Raw genomic sequence first — 20,135 nt, forward strand, 5'->3', positions numbered from 1 at the left:
TGCCGTCGTCCGGGGACCAATGGGCGGCGTGAGCCGGTCAGCCCTCGGTGGGTACCGCGACGCGCTGCCCGGCCTGCACCACGGAGTTCGGCAGGTCGTTGAGTTCGACGATCTCCGCCACGGTGTCCCGGGGGTCGCGCTCGGGCGCGTACTGCATGGCGAGGTCCCAGAGGGTCTCCCCGGCCGCGACGCTCACCTCGACGGTCGCCGTGGTGGTCGGCGCCGATTCCCCCGCCTGGGCCTGGGAGGTGAGGAATGCTCCGAGGAGGATCAGGGCGGCGACGCCGAGGGCGATCGGCAGTCCGACCAGCAGCAGGCGCCCTCGCCGGGTGAGCGTCAGGGGGCCTTCCGCACTCCGCTGCGTGGAGGTACGGGGCTGCATGGAGGAACGGGGCTGCATGGAGGTACGGGCGGAGTCGGCACGGGAGGGGGCGGCGAAGGACGAGGGCACGGAGGGGCGGGTGGACGCATCAGGCGAGGGGACGAGCCGGAGGCGGCCGTCACCGCGGCTGGGCGTCCACAGCGAGCTGCCGTGCAGTACAGGTGCTACAACCATTGCCGATCCTCTTTCCTTCGAATGCTCCGGTCAGGTCAACCGCCTGATTCGAACACACGTTCTATTTGGCTCTGCCTATTTCTAGCACTTAGCAACGACCCGTGTCGAGACTCGGTCGAACACATGTTTGATAACTGCGCCCGTCTGTCCTAGCGTGAAGGGGACAGGATGTCGACCGCGGATGCTGCCCCTCCGGGGCGCTTCCCGAGCCGACATCCCCTACACAACCAGCCGCCTCTGACAAATACGGTTTCCGGTCCACGGATGCCGAACGGCGGTGACGACGGGATCGGCGATCCCAGGCGAAAGGCGCGACAGTGGCGGAACCAACAGCGGCAGCCCGGCAGGATTCGAACACCGCCGATGCTCCGGCAGGCGCCGTGCCCATCTCAGCGGGCCGGGGCAGGCCCCGCGGCCGCTCCGCATCCAAGGGCCTGACCGCCCGGCAGCTGACGATCCTCGAGACGATCCAGCGGTCGATCGCCGACAAGGGCTACCCGCCGTCCATGCGGGAGATCGGCGACACCGTCGGCCTCGCAAGCCTGTCCAGCGTGACCCATCAGCTGTCGCAGCTCGAGCGGCTCGGTTATGTGCGCAGGGACCCGAAACGTCCCCGTGCCATGGAGGTCCTGCTCCCCCTCACCCTCGCCCCGGACACGTCCGCGGGCCCGGTCGGATCGACCCCGGGCAAACCCTCCGAGTACCAGATCGCCGTCGACACCGCCCTGGTGCCGCTCGTGGGCCGCATCGCCGCGGGTGGACCGATCCTCGCAGACCAGATGGTGGAGGACGTCATGCCCCTGCCCCGCCAGCTCGTCGGCCACGGGGACCTCTTCATGCTCAGGGTCTCGGGGGACTCGATGGTGGATGCCGCCATCTGCGACGGCGACTGGGTCGTCGTCCGCCGTCAGCAGAGCGCCCAGAACGGCGACATCGTCGCGGCCCTGCTCGACGACGAAGCCACGGTCAAGACCTTCCGGCAGCGTGACGGCCACACGTGGCTCCTGCCGCAGAACACCCGCTACGAACCCATCCTCGGTGACCACGCCAGCATCATGGGCAAGGTGGTCTCGGTGATGCGCGCCCTGTAGCCGGGTAGCGCCGGGAGCGGGCCGGGACGCGTCAGCGCCCCGCGAGACGCTCCAGGATCCCCGTGACGGTGGCGCGGTCCGTCGTCGTCCAGAAGGGCGGGAGGGCGGCCCGCAGGAAGCCCCCGTACCTCGCGGTGGCGAGGCGGCTGTCCAGGACGGCGACGACACCCCGGTCCTCCGTCGCCCTGATGAGTCGGCCGGCGCCCTGCGCGAGCCGGACGGCGGCGTGGGTGGCGGACACGCTCATGAACCCGTTGCCGCCGCTGCGGGCGACCGCCCGGGTGCGCGCGGTCATCAGCGGATCGTCCGGCCGCGGGAACGGGATGCGGTCGATCACGACCAGCCGGCAGGAGAGCCCCGGCACGTCGACGCCCTGCCACAGCGACATGGTGCCGAACAGGCAGGTGTCGGGTTCGTCCGCGAACTGCGTGACCAGCGCGTTGAGCGAGGACTCCCCCTGGCACAGGATCTCGAAGTCGACCTTCGGGCGCAGCGCCTCGGCCGCCTCCTCGGCGGCACGCTTCGACGAGAACAGTCCCAGGGCGCCTCCCCGGGACGCTGTGAGCAGCCGCAGGAGCTCCTCGAGCTGCGCGTCGGAGGTGCCGCGCTCGGGTTTGGGCAGGTCCTTCGCCATGTAGAGGACGCCCTGCCGCGGGTAGTCGAAGGGGCTCCCGACGTCGATGCCGGTCCAGGCGGGCGCGCCGGGACCGCTGAGGCCCAGCGATCCCGCGACGGGACCGAACTCGGAACCGATCGCGAGGGTCGCGGACGTCAGGATCACGGTGTGGTCCTCGAACAGTCCCTCCCGCAGCCGTCCGGCGACGGACAGTGGCGCGACGTTCAGCGTCGCGGGCGCGCTCTCGTCGGGTTGCGAGTAGCCGGAGCCCGGCGTGAAAGTGCTGGGCCGCGACGCCCAGACGACCTCGTTGAGGTCCGACGCCGCGAGGATCCGCTCGGCGAGCTCGAAGACCAGCGTGGTGCGGGACCGCGCGACCTGCCGTCCGCCGTCGACGTCGGCTTCGGACTTGCCGTCCGTCTTCGTGTCCGACAGCGCCGCGCGGGCAGCATCCCTGACCTGGGCGAGGGACTGCTCGAGATCCTCGGGCAGTCCTCCCGGCAGCAGGCCCGAGGGGACGAGCTCGGCGGCCGCCTCGAACGCGTCGGCCGCCGTGTCGAGGGCGCCGGTGGTGATCGAGGCGTGGCGGCGGAGGGCCGCGGCGGCCGCGGTCACCATCGGGGCGGAGAGCTGGCCGGAGACGGCGCCGGTGACGCGGTCGTGGAGTTCGTGCGCCTCGTCGATGACGACGACGTCGTACTCCGGCAGCACGGCCAGTCCCTCGAAGGCGCTGATCGCGAGCATGGCGTGGTTGGTGATGATGATGTCGGCGTCCGCTGCCGCGGCGCGGGCCTTCTCGCTGAAGCACTCCTGGGCCATCGGGCACCGGGCGGCGCCAAGGCACTCCATGCTGGAGACGGACACCTGCCGCCACGCGCGGTCGCTCACGCCCGGCACGAGGTCGTCGCGGTCGCCGGTTCCGGTCTCCTCGGCCCATTCGCGCAGCCGCACCACGTCCCTGCCCAGCGCCGAGGACGGGCCGTCGGTGGCCGGGGCCGGGTGCGGAGCGGCGTCCTCGCCGAGGCTGAACAGCGTGCCGGGGGCGTCCTCCTCGGGGAAGCCGCCGCCGGTCTTGTGGAGGCAGACGTAGTTCGACCGGCCCTTGAGCAGGGCGACGTCGACGGGGCGCGTGAGGGCGGGTCCCACGGCCTCGAGGAGGCGCGGGAGATCCCGACCCACGATCTGCGCCTGGAGGGCGAGCGTGGCGGTGGAGACGATGGAGGGGCGGTCGCTGTCCATCGCATGCGCGATCAGGGGCACCAGGTACGCGAGCGACTTCCCGGTGCCGGTGCCGGCCTGGACGAGCAGGTGCTCGCCCGACCGGATCGATTCACTCACCTGGCGGACCATCTCGTGCTGGCCGGAACGCATCTCCCCGCCCATGGCCCCCACCGCGGCGTCGAGCAGTTCCAGGGCCTGTCGGGCTTCAGCCGAGGGGGGAGCCGCGTCCGACGCCGCCCCGGCGCCGGACCGCGTGCTCTCACTCATGCCGGACGTATGCCTCCAGCTCGGCGGCCAGGCCCTCCCGGACCATCACCTCGAGGCGCGTGCCCTCACCGACGTGTTCGAGGCCGAGGATCTCGACGTCCTCCTCGTGGAGGCGGCTGAGGATCTCGCCCCGCTCGTACGGCACCATCAGGTCCAGCTTCACGCCCGGGCGCGGGATGCTCGTGCTGATGAGCTGGCGGAGTTCCGTCAGCCCCGCTCCCGTCCGTGCGGAGACGACGACGGACCGGGGTTCGCGCTGCCGCAGGCGTTCGATGACGAACGGGTCGGCGGCGTCGGCCTTGTTGAGCACGATGATCTCGGGCACCTTGCGGGCGTCGACCTCGGTCAGGACGGCGCGGACCGCGGCGATCTGACCCTCGGGGTCGGGGTGGGAGGCATCGACGACGTGCAGGATCAGGTCGGAGTCGGCGACCTCCTCGAGCGTGGAGCGGAACGCCTCGATGAGCTGGGTGGGCAGGGAGCGGACGAACCCGACGGTATCGGCGAGGGTGTACCCGATCCCGTCCGGCGTCTCCGCCCTGCGGACCGTCGGATCCAGCGTGGCGAACAGCGCGTTCTCGACCAGGACGCCGGCGTCGGTGAGCCGGTTCAGCAGCGACGACTTCCCGGCGTTGGTGTAGCCGGCGATGGCCACGGAGGGCACCTGGTTGCGCCGGCGGTTGGACCGCTTGGTCTCCCGCGCGGGCTTCATCCCGGCGATCTCGCGGCGGAGCTTCGCCATGCGCGTGCGGATCTTCCGCCGGTCGAGTTCGATCTTCGTCTCGCCGGGACCGCGCGAGCCCATGCCGGCGCCCGCGCTGCCGACCTGGCCGCCTGCCTGGCGGGACATCGACTCACCCCAGCCGCGCAGGCGCGGGAGCAGGTACTCGAGCTGCGCGAGTTCCACCTGCGCCTTGCCCTCGCGGCTCTTGGCGTGCTGGGCGAAGATGTCGAGGATCAGGGCGGTCCGGTCGATCACCTTGACCTTCACGATGTCCTCCAGCCCGCGGCGCTGCGACGGCGACAGCTCGCTGTCGACGATCACGGTGTCGGCCCCGGTGGCCTGGACGATGCCCTTGAGCTCCTGGGCCTTCCCCGAGCCGAGGAACGTGCCCGGGTCCGGCTTGAGGCGCCGCTGGACGATGCCGTCGAGCACCTCCGACCCGGCCGTCTCAGCCAGCGCGGCGAGCTCCTGCAGGGAGTTCTCGGCGTCCTGCGCGGTCCCCTCACTCCACAGGCCGGCGAGGACGACGCGCTCCAGCCGGAGTTGCCGGTACTCGACCTCGGTGACGTCCTCGAGTTCGGTGGACAGGCCCGCGACGCGGCGGAGCGCGCGGCGCTCCGCGAGGTCCTCCTGGTCTCCGTCGGCGCCCGACGGCCCGTCGTCCTGCGAGAGGGCCAGGGCCCGTGACCGCCAGGTCTTCTCGGTCGGCACGGACGGCTCCTCCGTGCCCGGTGTTCCGTTCTTCGCCTTGGCCACGGCAGCTTCGTCGCTGGCGAGGATCCGGTCGATGACGGCCTGGATCTCCTCCGGGCCCATGTCGGCGCCGGTGGAATGTCCGTGATTCTCGGTCATGGTCTCCCTAGTTCAGTGGACTTCAATCCTACGGCTGACTGCCCGGCGCACTCCAGCGTATTCTCCCAGCGCGAAACCCGCCCTCCCGTGCCGGCTCCCGGCGTGCCGATAGGCTTCTGCCCATGGAGTCTCAGCACTATTTCAGCGCCCAGCCTGCGGGACCGGACACGCGCCGGCCGCTCTCCGTCGTCCTGGACGGCGCCCGCCGGGACCTCGTGACGTCGTCGGGCCTGTTCAGCCCCGACGGCGTCGACAAGGGCACCGCGATCCTGCTCGACACCGTTCCGGACCCGCAGGGGCACCGCATGCTCGACGTCGGGAGCGGGTGGGGGCCGATCGCCCTCACCATGGCGCTGCGCGCGCCCGACGCCGTGGTCCACGCCGTCGACGTCAACGAACGGTGCGTCGCGCTGACCCGGGAGAACGCCGCACGGCTCGGACTGGGCAACGTGGTGGCCGGCACGCCCGATGCCGTGGACGACGCCCTCGAGTTCGACACCATCTGGTCCAATCCGCCGATCCGCATCGGCAAGCAGGAACTGCACGCGCTGCTGCTGCGCTGGCTCCCGCGCCTCGCTCCGGGCGGGCGGGCCTGGCTGGTGGTGCAGAAGAACCTCGGCGCCGACTCGCTGCAGCGCTGGCTCGGCGGGGAACTCCCCGAGGGCTTCAGCGTCCGGCGTGCGGAGACGTCCAAGTCCTTCCGCATCCTGGAGGTGCATCGGACGGAGTGACGCGCGGTGTCGGGGACCGGCCGCTCAGGCTGCGGGGAGGAGCACGCCCTCGGCCACCAGGGCGGCCGGGCCGCTGAGCTGCACGTGCTCGCGGCCGTCCGGTCCGTCGAAGAAGGTCACCCCGACGACGCCGCCCGGGACGGCCACCCGCCACTGCGCGGGAGCCCCCTGGCCGGCCCAGAACCGCGTGGCCGCCGCGGCGGCGCAGGCGCCCGTCCCGCAGGACTGCGTCTCGCCGACGCCACGCTCGTGGACGCGCATGGTGAGACGGCCGACGCCGTCCTCCCCCACCAGCGGATCGGAGGGCACCACGAGCTCCACGTTGGTCCCCTCCGGCGGGACCGGCTGCACAACGGGTGCCCGGTGCAGTTCGGTCCTGTGCAGTTCGGCGGCTTCGGCCAGCGCGACGACGGTGTGCGGGTTGCCCATGCTGACCGATAGTGCGGGGCGGTCGACGTCGAGCCCGCCGATCTCCACGAGCGAGTCCATGCCGCGGGACACGGCCGCCTCGGGGAAGATGAACTCCCACGGGCCCATGTCCACCGCGTACCCGTCGTGCGAGCGGGTCACGCGCTTCACGCCGGCCCGGGTGCCGATGGCTAGCTCACCGCCGTCGGGCAGGTCCGCGACCGACGAGGAGAGCAGGAAGTGGGCGAAGACGCGTACCCCGTTGCCGCACATCTCGGACACCGAGCCGTCCGCGTTGCGGTAGTCCATGAACCATTCGGCGTCGGGCTCCGTCAGCAGGAGCGCCCGCCCCTCCGGCAGGGCCGCGGACCGCACGGCGCGGATGTACCCGTCGGCGCCGATCCCGCGGTGGCGGTCGCAGAGCGCGGCGACGAAGGCGGCGTCGTCGGGCGCCGAGGCGTCGGGGTCGAGCGTCAGGACGAAGTCGTTGCCGGTGCCGTGGCCCTTGGTGAAGGAGAACGGGGCGGGGGCGGGGTGGTCTGTCACAGTCCTAGGATAGGTCCCCGTGCTGCCGCACGAGTTCGACCGCCCGGTCGACGAGACCCGGCGCCTCCCAGTCCGTCCAGGCCACGCGGGGGTCGCCGCGGAACCAGGTCAGCTGGCGCCGGGCGAACCGGCGGGTCGCAGCGATGGTGTCCTCGACGGCGCCCTGCTCCGACAGGGAACCGTCCAGCACCCTCAGGAACTGCCCGTACCCGAGGGCGCGGGACGCCGTGCGCCCGTCGCGGAGTCCGGCCGCTGCGAGGCGACGGACCTCCTCGGCCAGGCCGTTGCGCACCATGGCGTGCACGCGGTCGGCGAGACGGGCGCGCAGGACGTCCCTGTCGACGGCGAGGCCGATCTGCACGGCGGGCTGGTGGTACTCCCGGCGCGGCATGAAGGCGCTGAAGGGCCGCCCGCTGACCTCGTGCACCTCGAGCGCGCGGACGAGCCGGCGATCGTCGTCGATCCGTTCGGCGGACGCGGCGTCGACGGCCCGCAGCTTCTCCCGGAACGCCTCCCGTCCGGTGGTGGCGAGTTCCTCCTCGAGCCGGGCGCGCACGGCGGCGTCGGTGGGAGGGAACTCCAGCCGGTCCAGGGCTGCCCGGAGGTACAGGCCGGACCCACCGACGAGGATCGGCACCCGCCCGCGGTCCTGGATGTCCGCGATGATCCGGCGGGCATCCTCCTGGTAGGCGGCGACACTCGCCTCCTGCGTGACGTCGAGGGTGTCGAGCAGGTGGTGCTCGATACCCTGCCGCTCCGCCGGGTCCAGCTTGGCGGTTCCGATGTCCATGCCGCGGTAGAACTGGAGTGCGTCGGCGTTGACGATCTCGCCGCCGAGGAGCCGGGCCAGGGTGATACCGAGCGCGGACTTGCCGGAACCGGTCGGTCCCACGACCGCGACCACGGGAAGGGTCAAGAAGCCCCTCCACGGACCGGCAGCGACGGCATGCCCAACGGGACGGGCCGTGGGGCACCGCCGGCGACGCTCGCGGGCGACGAGGGAACGCCGCACGAATCGGCCTGGCTCCTGTCCCACGCGTCGCCCGCCCGGGAGCGGCGCAGCACGTACTGCTCCGGGGCCGGATCCGACAAAAGGTGGAAGGACGCCGCCTCCGTGACGGGCAGGGTCACGACATCGCCCGGCCGGGGCACGGCCGCACCCTCGGGGACGGAGAAGTGGACGAGCCGCTGGTCCCGCGCACGGCCCGTCAGCCGGTGCGTCTCGGCGCCCTTGCGGCCCTGCTGGTCGGTGACGAGCACCTCGACGACCCGACCGACCTGGCGGGCGTTCTCCTCGCGGGCGATGCGGTCCTGCAGCGCGGTCAGTCGCTCGAACCGCTCCTGCACCACGGCCTTGGGGAGCTGGTCGGGGAGGTCCGCCGCGGGGGTACCGGGGCGCTTGGAGTACTGGAAGGTGAAGGCCGTGGCGAAGCGGGACTGCTCGACGACGTCGAGCGTGGCCTGGAAGTCCTCCTCGGTCTCGCCCGGGAACCCCACGATGATGTCGGTGGAGATCGCGGCGTGCGGCATCCGGGCGCGGACGCGGTCGAGGATGCCGAGGAAGCGGCTGGACCGGTAGGACCGGCGCATCACCTTCAGGATGCGGTCCGAGCCCGACTGCAGGGGCATGTGCAGCTGGGGCATCACGTTGGGCGTCTCGGCCATTGCATCGATCACGTCATCGGTGAAAGCCGCGGGATGGGGACTCGTGAACCGGACCCGCTCGAGGCCCTCGACGGACCCGCAGGCGCGCAGCAGCTTCGCGAAGGCGCCCCGGTCGCCGAATTCGACGCCGTAGGAGTTCACGTTCTGGCCGAGCAGCGTGACCTCGACCGCGCCGTCCGCGACGAGGGCTTCGATCTCGGCGAGGATCTCCCCCGGCCGGCGGTCGCGCTCCTTGCCACGCAGGGACGGCACGATGCAGAAGGTGCAGGTGTTGTTGCAGCCGACGGAGATCGAGACCCAGCCGGCGTAGACGGATTCCCGCCGGGTGGGCAGGGTCGAGGGGAAGACGTCGAGGGACTCGAGGATCTCCAGCTGTGCGTCCTGGTTGTGGCGGGCGCGCTCCAGGAGCGCGGGCAGGGCGCCGATGTTGTGCGTCCCGAAGACCGCGTCCACCCAGGGAGCCTTCCGGAGGATGGTCTCCCGGTCCTTCTGCGCGAGGCATCCCCCGACGGCGATCTGCAGGTCCGGCCGGGCTTCCTTGACCGCCTTGAGGATCCCGAGGTTGCCGTACAGCTTGTTGTCCGCGTTCTCGCGGACCGCGCACGTGTTGAAGACGACGACGTCCGCCTGGCCACCCTCCACGCGGGCGAGACCCGCCCCTTCGAGCAGCCCGGAGATGCGCTCGGAGTCGTGGACGTTCATCTGGCAGCCGAACGTCCGCACCTCGTAGGTGCGCCGGGCGGCCGCATCGTTCCGGGGGTCGCCCTCCGGCGGGCCGGGTGTGCTGCGGGGTGCCTCGTCGAGGGAGACAGGAAGTGTCGTGCTCACGTCCTCAAGCGTACGGCTGACGCGGTGGGCGCCCACAATCGCGCCGTCCGCCGTCGGGTCATCCCGCGTCGGCGATGACGTCCTTCACGATCGAGAACGCGGTTCCGGGGCTGTACCCCTTGCGGGCGAGGACGCCGACGAGGCGCCGGACCTCCTTCTCCCGCACGGTGCGATCGGAGAGATCGGCGCTGCCGCGGAGCTTCCGGCGGACGACCTCCCGGGCCTGCTCGTCCTCGTCCTCGTCGGACAGCTGGAGGAGTGCGTCCTCGGCCAGTTCCGGGTCGATGCCCTTGTCCGCGAGTTCGCGGCGCAGCGAGGCCCGGGAGAGCGACTTGGCGGCGGTACGGGTGCGCACCCACATACGCGCGAACTCGGCGTCGTCGATGAGCTGCACCTCCTCGAACCGGTCGAGGAGCGCCGAAGCCACCGACGGCGGCACGTCCCGCTCGGCGAGCTTGCGATCGAGCTGGTGGCGGCTCCGCGACCCGAGGGCCAGTTGGCGGAGCAGGACGGATCGCGCCAGCGACGTCCATTCCTCATCGGTCCGACCCGGGGCATCCTCCCCCTCCGCGCCTGCGCCGTCGGCGGGGCCTGTACCGTCGGTGGCGCTGCGGGACCCCGCGGCTCCGCGACGCCCGCGACGCCCGCGGGACGACGATTCGCCCGAGCCGTCACCTACCCGCCGGCGGGACCGGCCGGTCTTCCCGTCCACCTCGCCGGCAGGTCCGTCGACGGTCTCGACCGCATCGGTCGGATCAAGGGCATCGGCCTCCTCGAAGGCCTCGGCCGACCCGCCGACGACGGGACCGAACGGGTCGTCGGACGGCGTCCGACCCGCCGGAACCCGGCGGCGCGAGGTCCCGCGCTTCCGCGCGGCCGTCGTCCTGCCGAAGGAGGACGCCTTGCCGAAGGAGGACGACGTGGACCGCGACAACCCCTGGCGATCGGACCGCGACCGGGCCGGCGCAGCGGATGCGTCGGGATCGGCGGAACTGTCCGAGCCGAACAGGTCGTAGGAGATCCCCCATCCGGCCTGCTCCGGCCCGGCCTCCGATGCCACGGACGCCTACTCGCCGCTGACGGCCTTGAGCTTGGGGGCTTCCGGCTCCTCCGGCTGCACTCCGATGCCCAGTTTGACCCTGATCTTCTGCTCGAGCTCGTCGGCGAGACCGGGGTTGTCCTTCAGGAACTTGCGGGCGTTCTCCTTGCCCTGCCCCAGCTGGTCGCCGTCGTAGGTGAACCAGGCGCCGGACTTCTTGACCAGCCCGTTCTCCACGCCGACATCGATCAGACCGCCCTCACGGGAGATGCCGTGGCCGTACAGGATGTCGAACTCGGCCTGCTTGAACGGCGGGGCCATCTTGTTCTTGACGATCTTGGCGCGCGTCCTGTTGCCGACCGGGTTGACGCCTTCCTTCAGCGTCTCGATGCGGCGTACGTCGATACGCACCGACGCGTAGAACTTCAGCGCCTTGCCGCCCGTGGTGGTCTCGGGGCTGCCGAAGAACACGCCGATCTTCTCGCGGAGCTGGTTGATGAAGATGGCCGTGGTCTTGGTCTGGCTGAGCCTGCCGGTGATCTTGCGGAGGGCCTGGCTCATGAGGCGGGCCTGCAGGCCGACGTGGCTGTCGCCCATCTCGCCCTCGATCTCGGCCCGCGGTACGAGGGCTGCGACCGAGTCGATCACGACGATGTCGATGGACCCGGACCCGATGAGCATGTCCATGATCTCGAGTGCCTGCTCACCGGTGTCCGGCTGCGACACGAGGAGTGCGTCGGTGTCGACGCCCAGCTTCTTGGCGTACTCGGGGTCCAGGGCGTGCTCGGCGTCGATGAACGCCGCGATGCCGCCGTTGCGCTGGGCGCTGGCGACGGCGTGCAGGGCGACGGTGGTCTTGCCCGACGATTCGGGGCCGTAGATCTCGACGACCCTTCCGCGTGGCAGGCCACCGATGCCGAGCGCCGCATCCAGGGCGATCGAGCTCGTGGAGATGGTCTCGATGGGCGCCCTGGTCTCGTCGCCCAGGCGCATGATCGAACCCTTGCCGTACTGCTTGTCGATCTGGGCGAGAGCAGCTTCTAGGGCTTTCTCGCGGTCTGGAGCGGCCATTCTTCACCTCGGTTGTTCATGGCCAACTGGCCGGTGTGTACGTGTTCAATTCGACTGTAGGGGCCCCCACCGACAGTTTGGCGGAGGGCCGTCACCATGTGCATAACAGCGTTCGGGGCGTCCCCCCATCATATCCCTGTCCGAACAGGTATTCGATTATTCGGCCGTTCCTCCGTGTGTCCCGGGCGTCGTCGTCCGGCCGGGGAGCAGGTCAGCGCGGCCTGACGTCCCGGCCGAGCCAGCGGCTCCTCGGGACGTCCTGCGCCAGACACACGGCCTCCCACACGGCCTTGGGGTCGACGCCGGCGCCGAGCGCCTCGGACGCCGTCCTGTCCCCCAGCCGGTCCACGACGAGGTCGCGGGCGAGGGTCCGCGAATACCGCTCCCCGAACTCGTCGTCCATCAGTCGCCAGAAGTCGCTCAGCCGCATGCGGTGTTCCTCGCTCTCGTCGTCGGGCGGTCGCCCGCCCCTCTCCCACCATTCTGGCGGCTGGGCACGGCGACCTGCGCCGACCGCCCGGTGCGCCGCGGGGCTGCCCTACCGGACGACGCGACACGGGATTCGCGGCCCGTCCGGAGAATAGGGCGCCGCAGCATGGTGATCAAGCCCCTGCAGGACCCTAGAATGGCCCCATGAACGCGAAGCCGAGCACCACCGACCCCGGCCCGGGCCGTGCGGGCTACCCCGGGGAGGATGCAGACACCGATTCGGCCATCGAGGCCCTCGAACAGCAGCTGAGCATGCTGTGGCGTCGCGCCCGGTCGAATTCCTACAAGGTGGCCCGTCGGGTGCACCCGGACATGGAACCGGCGGCGTACGGACTCCTCGTGATCCTGCAGAGGGAGGGCTCGATGCGCCTGACCGACATCGCGGCGAGCGTGGGAGTGGGAAAGCCCTCCGTCAGCCGGCAGATCGCGATGCTGGAGCAGTTGGGCCTGGTCAGCAAGGAAGCCGACCCCCTCGACGGACGCGCGCAGTCGATCTCCCTGACGGACGCCGGCACACGGCAGCTCGTGGCCGCGCAGACGGCCCGCAAGCAGGCGTTCCACCAGCTCATGGAGGACTGGGACGTCGAGGACCTGACGCGCCTGGGCACGCTGATCGCCCAGTTGAACAACACGTACACCAAGGACAACTGGTAGCACACAGCAGGAAGGCCCGTCCCGTGGATCATGCCGGGGACGGGCCTTCCTTGACGTGGGGTGGCTAGCGGTTCGTGGCCGCGAGCCCCCGACGGAAGTCGTCGTTCAGTTCGTCGGTGAGGTCGTCTCCGAATTCGCGGGAGAACTCCTGGGGGACGGTGTCCGGGATGGACACGCCTTCTGCTTCTGCCAGGCGGTCGCTGACTTCCCGCAGCATCGAGGAGAGCGGCACCTCGAGTGCACTGCAGATTGATGAGAGGAGTTCGGACGATGCTTCCTTCTGTCCACGCTCGACCTCGCTGAGGTAGCCGAGGGAGACCCTCGCGCTGTGCGACACCTCGCGCAGGGTGCGGCCCTGGCGCTGGCGAACGTCACGGAGGACGTCGCCGATCTCGTGGCGGAGAACCACCAGTTTGCGCTCCTTGGGCTTGCGTTGTGCATCATCCGCCAACCCCACATCACGCCAACGGACCACGCCGTTTACGGACACGGGCTGCTTTACCATCTGTATCGCCTTGCTCCCTCATAATGGTGCGGCGCCCGGTGGACGTCCGCTCCGTGATGATGACCTGCCCGTTCTGCTTGAGCTTGAGTCGCCAACCCTATCAACGGCCGGCAGTGTTTATAACTACCTCCGGCGAATGTTTGTTCCCTCGCCGAGCGCCGCACGGAGCTCGCCGAGCACTGCGTCGCGGGACGCGGCCCGGACGGCGTCGCGGTCCCCGGGGAAGTGATGCTCGAACGTCTCCGTGCCCGAGGACGTCGAAATCGCCGTGAACACGGTCCCGACGGGCTTCCCCTCGTGGGCGGCCGGGCCGGCGACGCCGGTCGTCGCGACGCCGACGTCGGCGGCCAGCGCGGTCCGTACCCCCTCCGCCATCGCTGCCGCGACGCGCGCGTCGACGGCCCCGGCGTTCGAAAGAAGTTCTGCGTCGACGCCCAGGAGGTTCTGCTTGACAGACACCTGATAGGCGATGATCCCGCCCTGGAGGACCGACGACGCCCCGGGGATCCCGGCGAGCGCGGCCGCCACCGAGCCGGCGGTCAGGGACTCGGCCGTGGCCACGGTGAGCCCGCGCCGCGCGGCGAGGGCGACGACGTCGGCTGCCGGGCCTGCGCCCGTCATGAACGGGCCCGGGCGCGGAGCCGGATGGCCTGGACCACGTAGTCGACGCCGGTCACCACCGTGATCGCCACGGCGACCGCCATGACGGCGACGGCCGCCCACCACGCCCATTCCCCGGCCACGGCCTGCAGGGGGATGAGGAACAGCAGGATGGCCACGGTCTGGACGACCGTCTTCAGCTTGCCCCCGCGCGACGCCGGCATGACGCCGTACCGGATCACGGCGAACCGCAGGAGGGTGATCCCGATCTCGCGAACCAGGATGACGATGGTGACCCACCACCACAGTTCGCCGAGGACGGACAGCATGATGAGGGCGGAGCCGATGAGCAGCTTGTCGGCGATCGGGTCCGCGATCTTGCCGAAGTCGGTGATGAGGCCCCTGCTGCGGGCCAGGTCGCCGTCGAGCTTGTCGGTGTAGATCGCCACCACGAACACGAGGACGGCGAGCCAGCGGAACAGGCCGGCGCGGCCGTCGTCGAGGAGGAGGAACCACACGAAGAACGGGACCAGCAGGATCCGTACGACAGTGAGGACGTTGGCGATGTTCAGGACCGGAACGGCCGGGCTCGGGGAGCTGTTCACCCTCTCAGGCTACCTGCCGGTGAGGTTCCAGGCGTCTGTGTCCTCGCCGTCGTCGCCACCATCGCCGTCCCCGGACGCGTCGGCGCCGTCGTGGTAATCGACGGCCTGGGCGCGCGAGGCGAGATCGTCCGCCACGAGGTCGATCGGCGCCTGCGGACGTGGCTGCGCGGGCACGGCTGCCGACGGCTCGTCGCCGCGCATGGCCGCGAGCACCGGGGCGAGATCGTCGGGCTTGACCAGCACGTCGCGGGCCTTCGATCCCTCCGAGGGACCGACCACTCCGCGGGACTCGAGGAGGTCCATGAGGCGTCCGGCCTTCGCGAACCCGACGCGGAGCTTGCGCTGCAGCATCGACGTGGACCCGAACTGGGTCGTGACCACGAGTTCGGTGGCCTGCAGCAGGACCTCGAGGTCGTCCCCGATGTCGTCGTCGATCTGCTTCTTGGGCGCGTCGACGGCGACGTCCTCGCGGTACACCGCCTGCAGCTGGCCCTTCACGTGCTCGACCACGCGGTGGATCTCCGACTCGGTGACCCAGGCGCCCTGCACGCGCATGGGCTTGGACGCGCCCATGGGCAGGAACAGCGCGTCGCCCTGACCGATCAGCTTCTCCGCGCCCGGCTGGTCCAGCACGACGCGCGAGTCGGTGACCGACGACGTCGCGAAGGCCATGCGGGAGGGGACGTTCGCCTTGATCAGGCCGGTGACGACGTCGACCGAGGGCCGCTGCGTGGCGAGGACGAGGTGGATGCCCGCGGCGCGCGCCAGCTGGGTGATGCGCACGATCGAGTCCTCGACGTCCCGCGGCGCGACCATCATGAGGTCGGCGAGCTCGTCCACGATGACCAGCAGGTACGGGTAGGGCCGCACCACCCGCTTCGACCCCTCGGGCGGGACGACCTTCCCGTTCCGGACCGCCTTGTTGAAGTCGTCGATGTGCTTGTAGCCGTAGTTCGCCAGGTCGTCGTAGCGCGTGTCCATCTCGCGGACCACCCATTGCAGCGCCTCGGCGGCCTTCTTGGGGCTCGTGATGATGGGCGTGATCAGGTGGGGCACGCCCTCGTAGGCCGTGAGCTCCACGCGCTTCGGGTCGACCATGACCATGCGCACCTCGTCCGGCGTCGACCGCATGAGGATCGAGGTGATCATCGAGTTCACGAACGAGGACTTGCCCGCACCCGTGGCGCCGGCCACGAGCAGGTGGGGCATCTTCGCGAGGTTCGCGACGACGAATCCGCCCTCGACGTCCTTGCCCACGCCCATGACCATCGCGTGGTCCGTCTTGCGGGCGTTGCCGGAGCGCAGCACGTCACCGAGGGACACCGTCTCGCGGTCGGTGTTCGGGATCTCGATGCCGATGGCCGACTTGCCGGGGATGGGTGAGAGGATGCGGACGTCGGAGCTGGCGACGGCGTAGGAGATGTTCTTCGACAGCGCGGTCACGCGCTCCACCTTGGTGCCCGGAGCGAGTTCGATCTCGTACCGCGTGACCGTCGGGCCGCGTGAGAACCCGGTGACCTTCGCGTCCACGTTGAACTGGTCCATGGTGTGGGTCAGGGCGGCGACGACGGCGTCGTTGGCCTCCGACCGTTCCTTGGGCGGGGTGCCGGCGGGCAGGTAGTCCGACGGCGGCAGGGTGTACGCGACGTCGCCCGCGAGCTGCAGCTGCTCGGTGCGCTGCGGGATGGGGGTCGGCGGGACCTGGGGCTGCACCGGGGTCGACGGGACGATCAGCGCCTTCGCGGCGGGGACGATGTCGATGGCCTCTGTGGCTCCCTCCGGGGCGCGTTCCGGTGCACGCTCCCGCGCGCCGATCCCCTGCGACCGCTTGAGGTCCTCCGCGGCGAGTTCCTGCCGGGTGGGCCGCCGGACTCCGGGCGGGATGGCGGCTTCGGCCTCGCGGGCGCGGCGTTCCTCGTCCTCGATGACGGCACGCTCGAACGCCTCGTCGCCCACGTAGCCGTCCCCGTCGGCGTCGTGCTGCTCGTGGTGATCCTCGGATGCCTCGGGCTTGTCCTTGCCGAACAGGCGCTTGCGGCGCTTCGGCTCGGGACGCGCGGTGGCGCCGTGGGTCTCGTACAGGTAGCTCTGGTCGTGGCCGTCGTCGCGCCGGGACCCGGCACTGTCCGGGTCCTGGCCCATGAGGTGCTCGTACAGGGTACGCAGGCGGGCAGGGATGTGGCGGAACGGCGTGGCCGTGACGATCAGTAGGCCGAGGAGGATGGCCGCCCCGAGCAGGACGCCGACGGGCCAGGCCGTGAGGACGCTGCTGAGCGGCCCTGCGGTGAGGAACCCTGCGACGCCGCCGGCCCGCCAGAGGGCGTCGAGGCCGTCGGAGAGGCCGGGCCGCCCGCCGACGAGGTGGGCGATGCCGGAGCCGGCGAAGAGGATGACGAGCAGACCGATACTGATGCGGTTGTTGGCCCGATGCCGCTCGGGGTACCGGAACAGGCGGACAGCGCCGATCCCGAGCAGGAACGGCACGAGCAGGGCCATCCAGCCGAAGGTGCCGCCCGCGGCGGCGTGCACGATGTCGGCGGCGCTGCCGCCGAGGGCCCACCACTCGACGGCGGCGACGGCCAGGGCCAGCAGCAGGAGGAAGAAGCCGGACCCGTCGCGGCGGAGCTCACGGTCCGGGGCCACGTCGTGGCCGAACGTGCGGACGCCGGAGCCGACGACGCGCGCGGTCCCCATCCAGACCGCGCGGACGGCCCGCAGCGGCAGGGCGAGGTGGTCCTCGTGCGGCGGTTCAGGGGTCGCGGGTGCCTGCCGCGTCCTCGCCGGGGCACGGCCGGCCCCCTTGGCCGGGGCCTTGCCCGGCGCCTTGGTCCGGGAGGATGCCGTCACGGCGGACGCTCCCTTGCTGCGGGTCTGATGCCCCCGCGGGGCAGGGGACGTTCGAGTGGCCATGCTCCTCACGGTACCGGACCACTCCCCCGATCCGTCGAATTCCCGCACGTTCGCGGGCTCTCCGGACCCGACGACCTCAGGCCTCGAGGACCACCGGGATGATCATCGGCCGCCGTCGGTAGCCCCGGTTGACCCAGGTGCCGACGACGCGCCGCACCACCTGCTGCAGCTGGTGCGTCGTGTGGTCGGGCGTGGCGGTCACGGCCTCCTCGAGTGCGCGTGCGATCCTCGGCTTGATCTCGTCGAACACGGTGTCGTCCTCGGCGAACCCCCGCGCGTGGATGTCCGGCCCCGACACGATGGTGCCGGTGCTGCGGTTCACGACGGTGATGATCGAGATGAAGCCCTCCTCGCCGAGGATCCGCCGGTCCTTGAGATCGGCGTCCGTGATCTCCCCCACGGTGGACCCGTCCACGTAGACGTAGCCGCACTCGACGGCCCCGACCACGCGCGCCCTGCCGTCCCTGAGGTCGACGACCGATCCGTCCTCGGTGAGTAGCACGTGCGACGCGGGGACACCCGTCTGCTGGGCCAGCTTCCCGTTCGCGATGAGGTGCCGGGTCTCTCCGTGCACCGGCATGACGTTCCGGGGCCTCAGGATGTTGTAGCAGTAGAGCAGCTCGCCCGCCGCGGCGTGGCCGGACACGTGCACCCTGGCGTTGCCTTTGTGGATCACGTCGGCGCCCAGCTTGAGGAGCCCGTTGATGACGCGGTACACGGCGTTCTCGTTGCCGGGGATGAGCGAGGAGGCCAGGATCACGGTGTCGCCCTTGCCGACCGTGATGCGGTGGTCGCCGTTGGCCATGCGGGACAGCGCGGCCATGGGTTCGCCCTGGGATCCGGTGGACATGAGGACCACGCGGTCGTCCGGCAGGTCGTCGACGTTCTTGATGTCCACCAGGATGCCGTCCGGCACCTTGAGGTACCCGAGTTTCGCGGCGATCGCCATGTTGCGCACCATCGACCGGCCCGCGAAGCACACGAAGCGGCCGTGGGCGTGCGCGGCGTCGAGGACCTGCTGGACACGGTGGATGTGGGAGGAGAAGGAGGCGACGATGATGCGCTTGCGGACCTGCCCGAAGAGGTTCTCGAGGACGGGGCCGATCTCGCGTTCGGCCGTCGTGAAGCCCGGGATGTCGGCGTTCGTGGAGTCGACCATGAGGAGGTCGACGCCCTCCTCGCCGAGGCGGGCGAAGGCCCGCAGGTCGGTGATGCGACCGTCGAGCGGCACCTGGTCCATCTTGAAGTCGCCCGTGTGCAGGACCGTGCCGGCCTCGGTCCTGAGGAACACGGCGAGCGCGTCCGGGATCGAGTGGTTGACGGCGACGAACTCGCACTCGAAGGGCCCGAGCTGTTCGATCTGGCCCTCGGACACGGTGAGCGTGTAGGGGCGGATGCGGTGTTCCTGCAGCTTCGCCTCGACGAGCGCGAGGGTCAGCGGGGATCCGACGAGGGGGATGTCCGCCTTCAGGCGCAGGAGGTACGGCACGGCGCCGATGTGGTCCTCGTGGCCGTGGGTGAGCACCAGGCCGACGACGTCGTCGAGCCGGTCCTCGATGGAGGAGAAGTCGGGCAGGATCAGGTCCACGCCGGGCTGGGTCTCCTCGGGGAAGAGCACCCCGCAGTCGACGATCAGGAGCTTGCCGTCGATCTCGAACACCGCCATGTTGCGGCCGATCTCGCCCAGTCCGCCGAGCGGTACGATCCGCAGGGTGCCCGGCTCCAGGGGCGGGGGCGGGGTCCGTGGGGCGGGACCGACGCCGGCCGCGTCGCTCATGCCCGGGCTGCCGGGTGTGCCTCGGTGGACCCCAAGTCCCCTCCGGCCTCGGCCAGGTCGGCGAGGACCGGCGCGAGTTCGTGCCCGTCCGGTTCGACGAGGGGCAGGCGGACGACGGCGTTCGGGAGCAGGCCGCGCCGGTGCAGGATCTGCTTCGCGGAGACGGCGCCCGGGATGTGGGTCATGACGGCGCGCACCACGGGGTCGAGCTCGAAATGGATGCGGCGGGCCTCGGCGAAGTCGCCGGCCGCGGCGGCGTCGACCAGGGCCCGGAAGGCGGCGGTGGCGACCTGCGCGCTGACGCTCACGACCCCGACGGCCCCGGCGGCCATCCACGGCAGGGTGAGGCCGTCGTCGCCCGCGTACACATCCAGGTCGGTGTTCGCGAGCACGCGGGTGACGGCGGCGAAGTCCGCCTTCGCGTCCTTCAGCGCGCCGATCCGGGGGTTGTCGGCGAGCCGGAGCATGGTCTCGGTGGTGATGGGGATGGCGGAGCGGCCGGGGATGTCGTAGATCATGATCGGCAGGTCGGCGGCCTCCGACACCGCCGTGAAGTGGGCCAGGACGCCGGACTGCGTGGGCTTGTTGTAGTAGGGCGTCACGACGAGCTGCGCGTGGGCACCGGCGCGCTCGGCGCGGCGCGCCATCTCCACGGAGTGGGAGGTGTGGTTCGTCCCGGTACCGGCGATGACCCGGGCGCGGTCCCCCACGGTCTCGACGACGACCCGGTAGAGGTCCTCCTTCTCGGAGTCCTCGAGCGTGGAGGTCTCACCCGTCGTGCCCGAGACGACCAGGCCGTCGCAGCCGTCGTCGACGAGCCTGGCGGCGAGGGCCGCGGTGGCGTCGAAGTCGACGCCGCCGTCGGCGGTGAAGGGCGTGACCATGGCGGCCACGAGGGAACCGAACGGGAGGATGCGGGAGGGGGTGTCAGCCATGGGTGAAACGTTACCCGGTCGGGCGGGACCGGGTGGGACTGCGCA

18 protein-coding genes are annotated in these 20,135 nt (G+C 71.0%); 3 read left to right on the forward strand and 15 right to left on the reverse strand.

The features are described 5' to 3' along the window. Positions 1–37 precede the first annotated feature (37 nt). Complete coding sequence (locus ACX80P_RS04505) at positions 38–556, reverse strand: LysM peptidoglycan-binding domain-containing protein (RefSeq protein ID WP_459276860.1); 519 nt, start codon at positions 554–556, stop codon at positions 38–40. Positions 557–936: 380 nt separating this feature from the next. Here ACX80P_RS04505 and lexA point away from each other — a divergent pair, with 380 nt between their 5' ends. Next, positions 937–1,647, forward strand: coding sequence for a transcriptional repressor LexA (lexA, locus tag ACX80P_RS04510; RefSeq protein ID WP_459277489.1), 711 nt, complete (start codon positions 937–939; stop codon positions 1,645–1,647). 31 nt (positions 1,648–1,678) lie between these two features. Here lexA and ACX80P_RS04515 read toward each other — a convergent pair whose 3' ends face one another. Beyond that, positions 1,679–3,751 (reverse strand): ATP-dependent DNA helicase, encoded by a 2,073-nt coding sequence (locus tag ACX80P_RS04515; RefSeq protein ID WP_459276861.1) that lies wholly within the window; start codon positions 3,749–3,751, stop codon positions 1,679–1,681. Beyond that, entirely contained in the window at positions 3,744–5,327 is a 1,584-nt protein-coding gene (gene hflX, locus ACX80P_RS04520) for a GTPase HflX (RefSeq protein ID WP_459276862.1), read from the reverse strand. The genes ACX80P_RS04515 and hflX overlap by 8 nt, the downstream gene beginning before the upstream one ends. Before the next feature lie 122 nt (positions 5,328–5,449). Here hflX and ACX80P_RS04525 point away from each other — a divergent pair, with 122 nt between their 5' ends. Further along, positions 5,450–6,058, forward strand: a complete 609-nt coding sequence (locus tag ACX80P_RS04525) for a class I SAM-dependent methyltransferase (RefSeq protein ID WP_459276863.1) — start codon at positions 5,450–5,452, stop codon at positions 6,056–6,058. A gap of 24 nt (positions 6,059–6,082) precedes the next feature. Here the strand turns inward: ACX80P_RS04525 and dapF are convergent, their stop codons facing one another. The 6 genes from dapF to ACX80P_RS04555 form a co-directional block, all read right to left on the reverse strand. Beyond that, the gene (gene dapF / locus ACX80P_RS04530) at positions 6,083–7,012 is read right to left on the reverse strand and encodes a diaminopimelate epimerase (protein ID WP_459276864.1); all 930 of its coding nucleotides are present in this window, start codon (positions 7,010–7,012) and stop codon (positions 6,083–6,085) included. Positions 7,013–7,016: 4 nt separating this feature from the next. After that, a complete protein-coding gene (gene miaA, locus ACX80P_RS04535; protein ID WP_459276865.1) occupies positions 7,017–7,928 on the reverse strand; it encodes a tRNA (adenosine(37)-N6)-dimethylallyltransferase MiaA in 912 nt (303 codons plus the stop codon). Then, positions 7,925–9,505: a tRNA (N6-isopentenyl adenosine(37)-C2)-methylthiotransferase MiaB gene (miaB, locus tag ACX80P_RS04540; RefSeq protein WP_459276866.1), complete on the reverse strand. Its 1,581-nt coding sequence runs from the start codon at positions 9,503–9,505 to the stop codon at positions 7,925–7,927. The genes miaA and miaB overlap by 4 nt, the downstream gene beginning before the upstream one ends. A gap of 58 nt (positions 9,506–9,563) precedes the next feature. After that, positions 9,564–10,565, reverse strand: a complete 1,002-nt coding sequence (locus tag ACX80P_RS04545; RefSeq protein ID WP_459276867.1) for a regulatory protein RecX — start codon at positions 10,563–10,565, stop codon at positions 9,564–9,566. Between the two features lie 6 nt (positions 10,566–10,571). Continuing rightward, a complete protein-coding gene (recA, locus tag ACX80P_RS04550; protein ID WP_459276868.1) occupies positions 10,572–11,615 on the reverse strand; it encodes a recombinase RecA in 1,044 nt (347 codons plus the stop codon). A gap of 211 nt (positions 11,616–11,826) precedes the next feature. After that, on the reverse strand, positions 11,827–12,045 hold the full coding sequence (locus ACX80P_RS04555) for a DUF3046 domain-containing protein (RefSeq protein WP_459276869.1): 219 nt from the start codon (positions 12,043–12,045) through the stop codon (positions 11,827–11,829). A 203-nt stretch (positions 12,046–12,248) separates the two neighbouring features. On the opposite strand from ACX80P_RS04555, the gene ACX80P_RS04560 reads away from it, so the two are divergent. Further along, positions 12,249–12,758, forward strand: a complete 510-nt coding sequence (locus ACX80P_RS04560; RefSeq protein ID WP_459276870.1) for a MarR family winged helix-turn-helix transcriptional regulator — start codon at positions 12,249–12,251, stop codon at positions 12,756–12,758. 64 nt (positions 12,759–12,822) lie between these two features. On the opposite strand, the gene ACX80P_RS04565 is transcribed toward ACX80P_RS04560, so the two are convergent. The 6 genes from ACX80P_RS04565 to dapA all read right to left on the reverse strand — a co-directional run bounded on the left by ACX80P_RS04565 (position 12,823) and on the right by dapA (position 20,090). Continuing rightward, positions 12,823–13,263, reverse strand: coding sequence for a helix-turn-helix domain-containing protein (locus ACX80P_RS04565; RefSeq protein WP_459276871.1), 441 nt, complete (start codon positions 13,261–13,263; stop codon positions 12,823–12,825). 123 nt (positions 13,264–13,386) lie between these two features. Further along, a complete protein-coding gene (locus tag ACX80P_RS04570; RefSeq protein ID WP_459276872.1) occupies positions 13,387–13,884 on the reverse strand; it encodes a CinA family protein in 498 nt (165 codons plus the stop codon). Next, entirely contained in the window at positions 13,881–14,468 is a 588-nt protein-coding gene (gene pgsA / locus ACX80P_RS04575; protein WP_459276873.1) for a CDP-diacylglycerol--glycerol-3-phosphate 3-phosphatidyltransferase, read from the reverse strand. Before pgsA ends, ACX80P_RS04570 begins: the two co-directional genes overlap by 4 nt. Positions 14,469–14,477: 9 nt before the next feature. Beyond that, positions 14,478–17,378, reverse strand: a complete 2,901-nt coding sequence (locus tag ACX80P_RS04580; protein WP_459276874.1) for an FtsK/SpoIIIE family DNA translocase — start codon at positions 17,376–17,378, stop codon at positions 14,478–14,480. A 76-nt stretch (positions 17,379–17,454) separates the two neighbouring features. Further along, positions 17,455–19,155 carry a ribonuclease J gene (locus ACX80P_RS04585; RefSeq protein WP_459276875.1) on the reverse strand — a complete coding sequence of 567 codons (1,701 nt, stop codon included), beginning with the start codon at positions 19,153–19,155 and terminating at the stop codon, positions 17,455–17,457. Then, positions 19,152–20,090 carry a 4-hydroxy-tetrahydrodipicolinate synthase gene (dapA, locus tag ACX80P_RS04590; protein ID WP_459276876.1) on the reverse strand — a complete coding sequence of 313 codons (939 nt, stop codon included), beginning with the start codon at positions 20,088–20,090 and terminating at the stop codon, positions 19,152–19,154. The genes ACX80P_RS04585 and dapA overlap by 4 nt, the downstream gene beginning before the upstream one ends. Positions 20,091–20,135 lie beyond the last annotated feature (45 nt).

This window comes from Arthrobacter arabinosi (genome assembly GCF_054511115.1).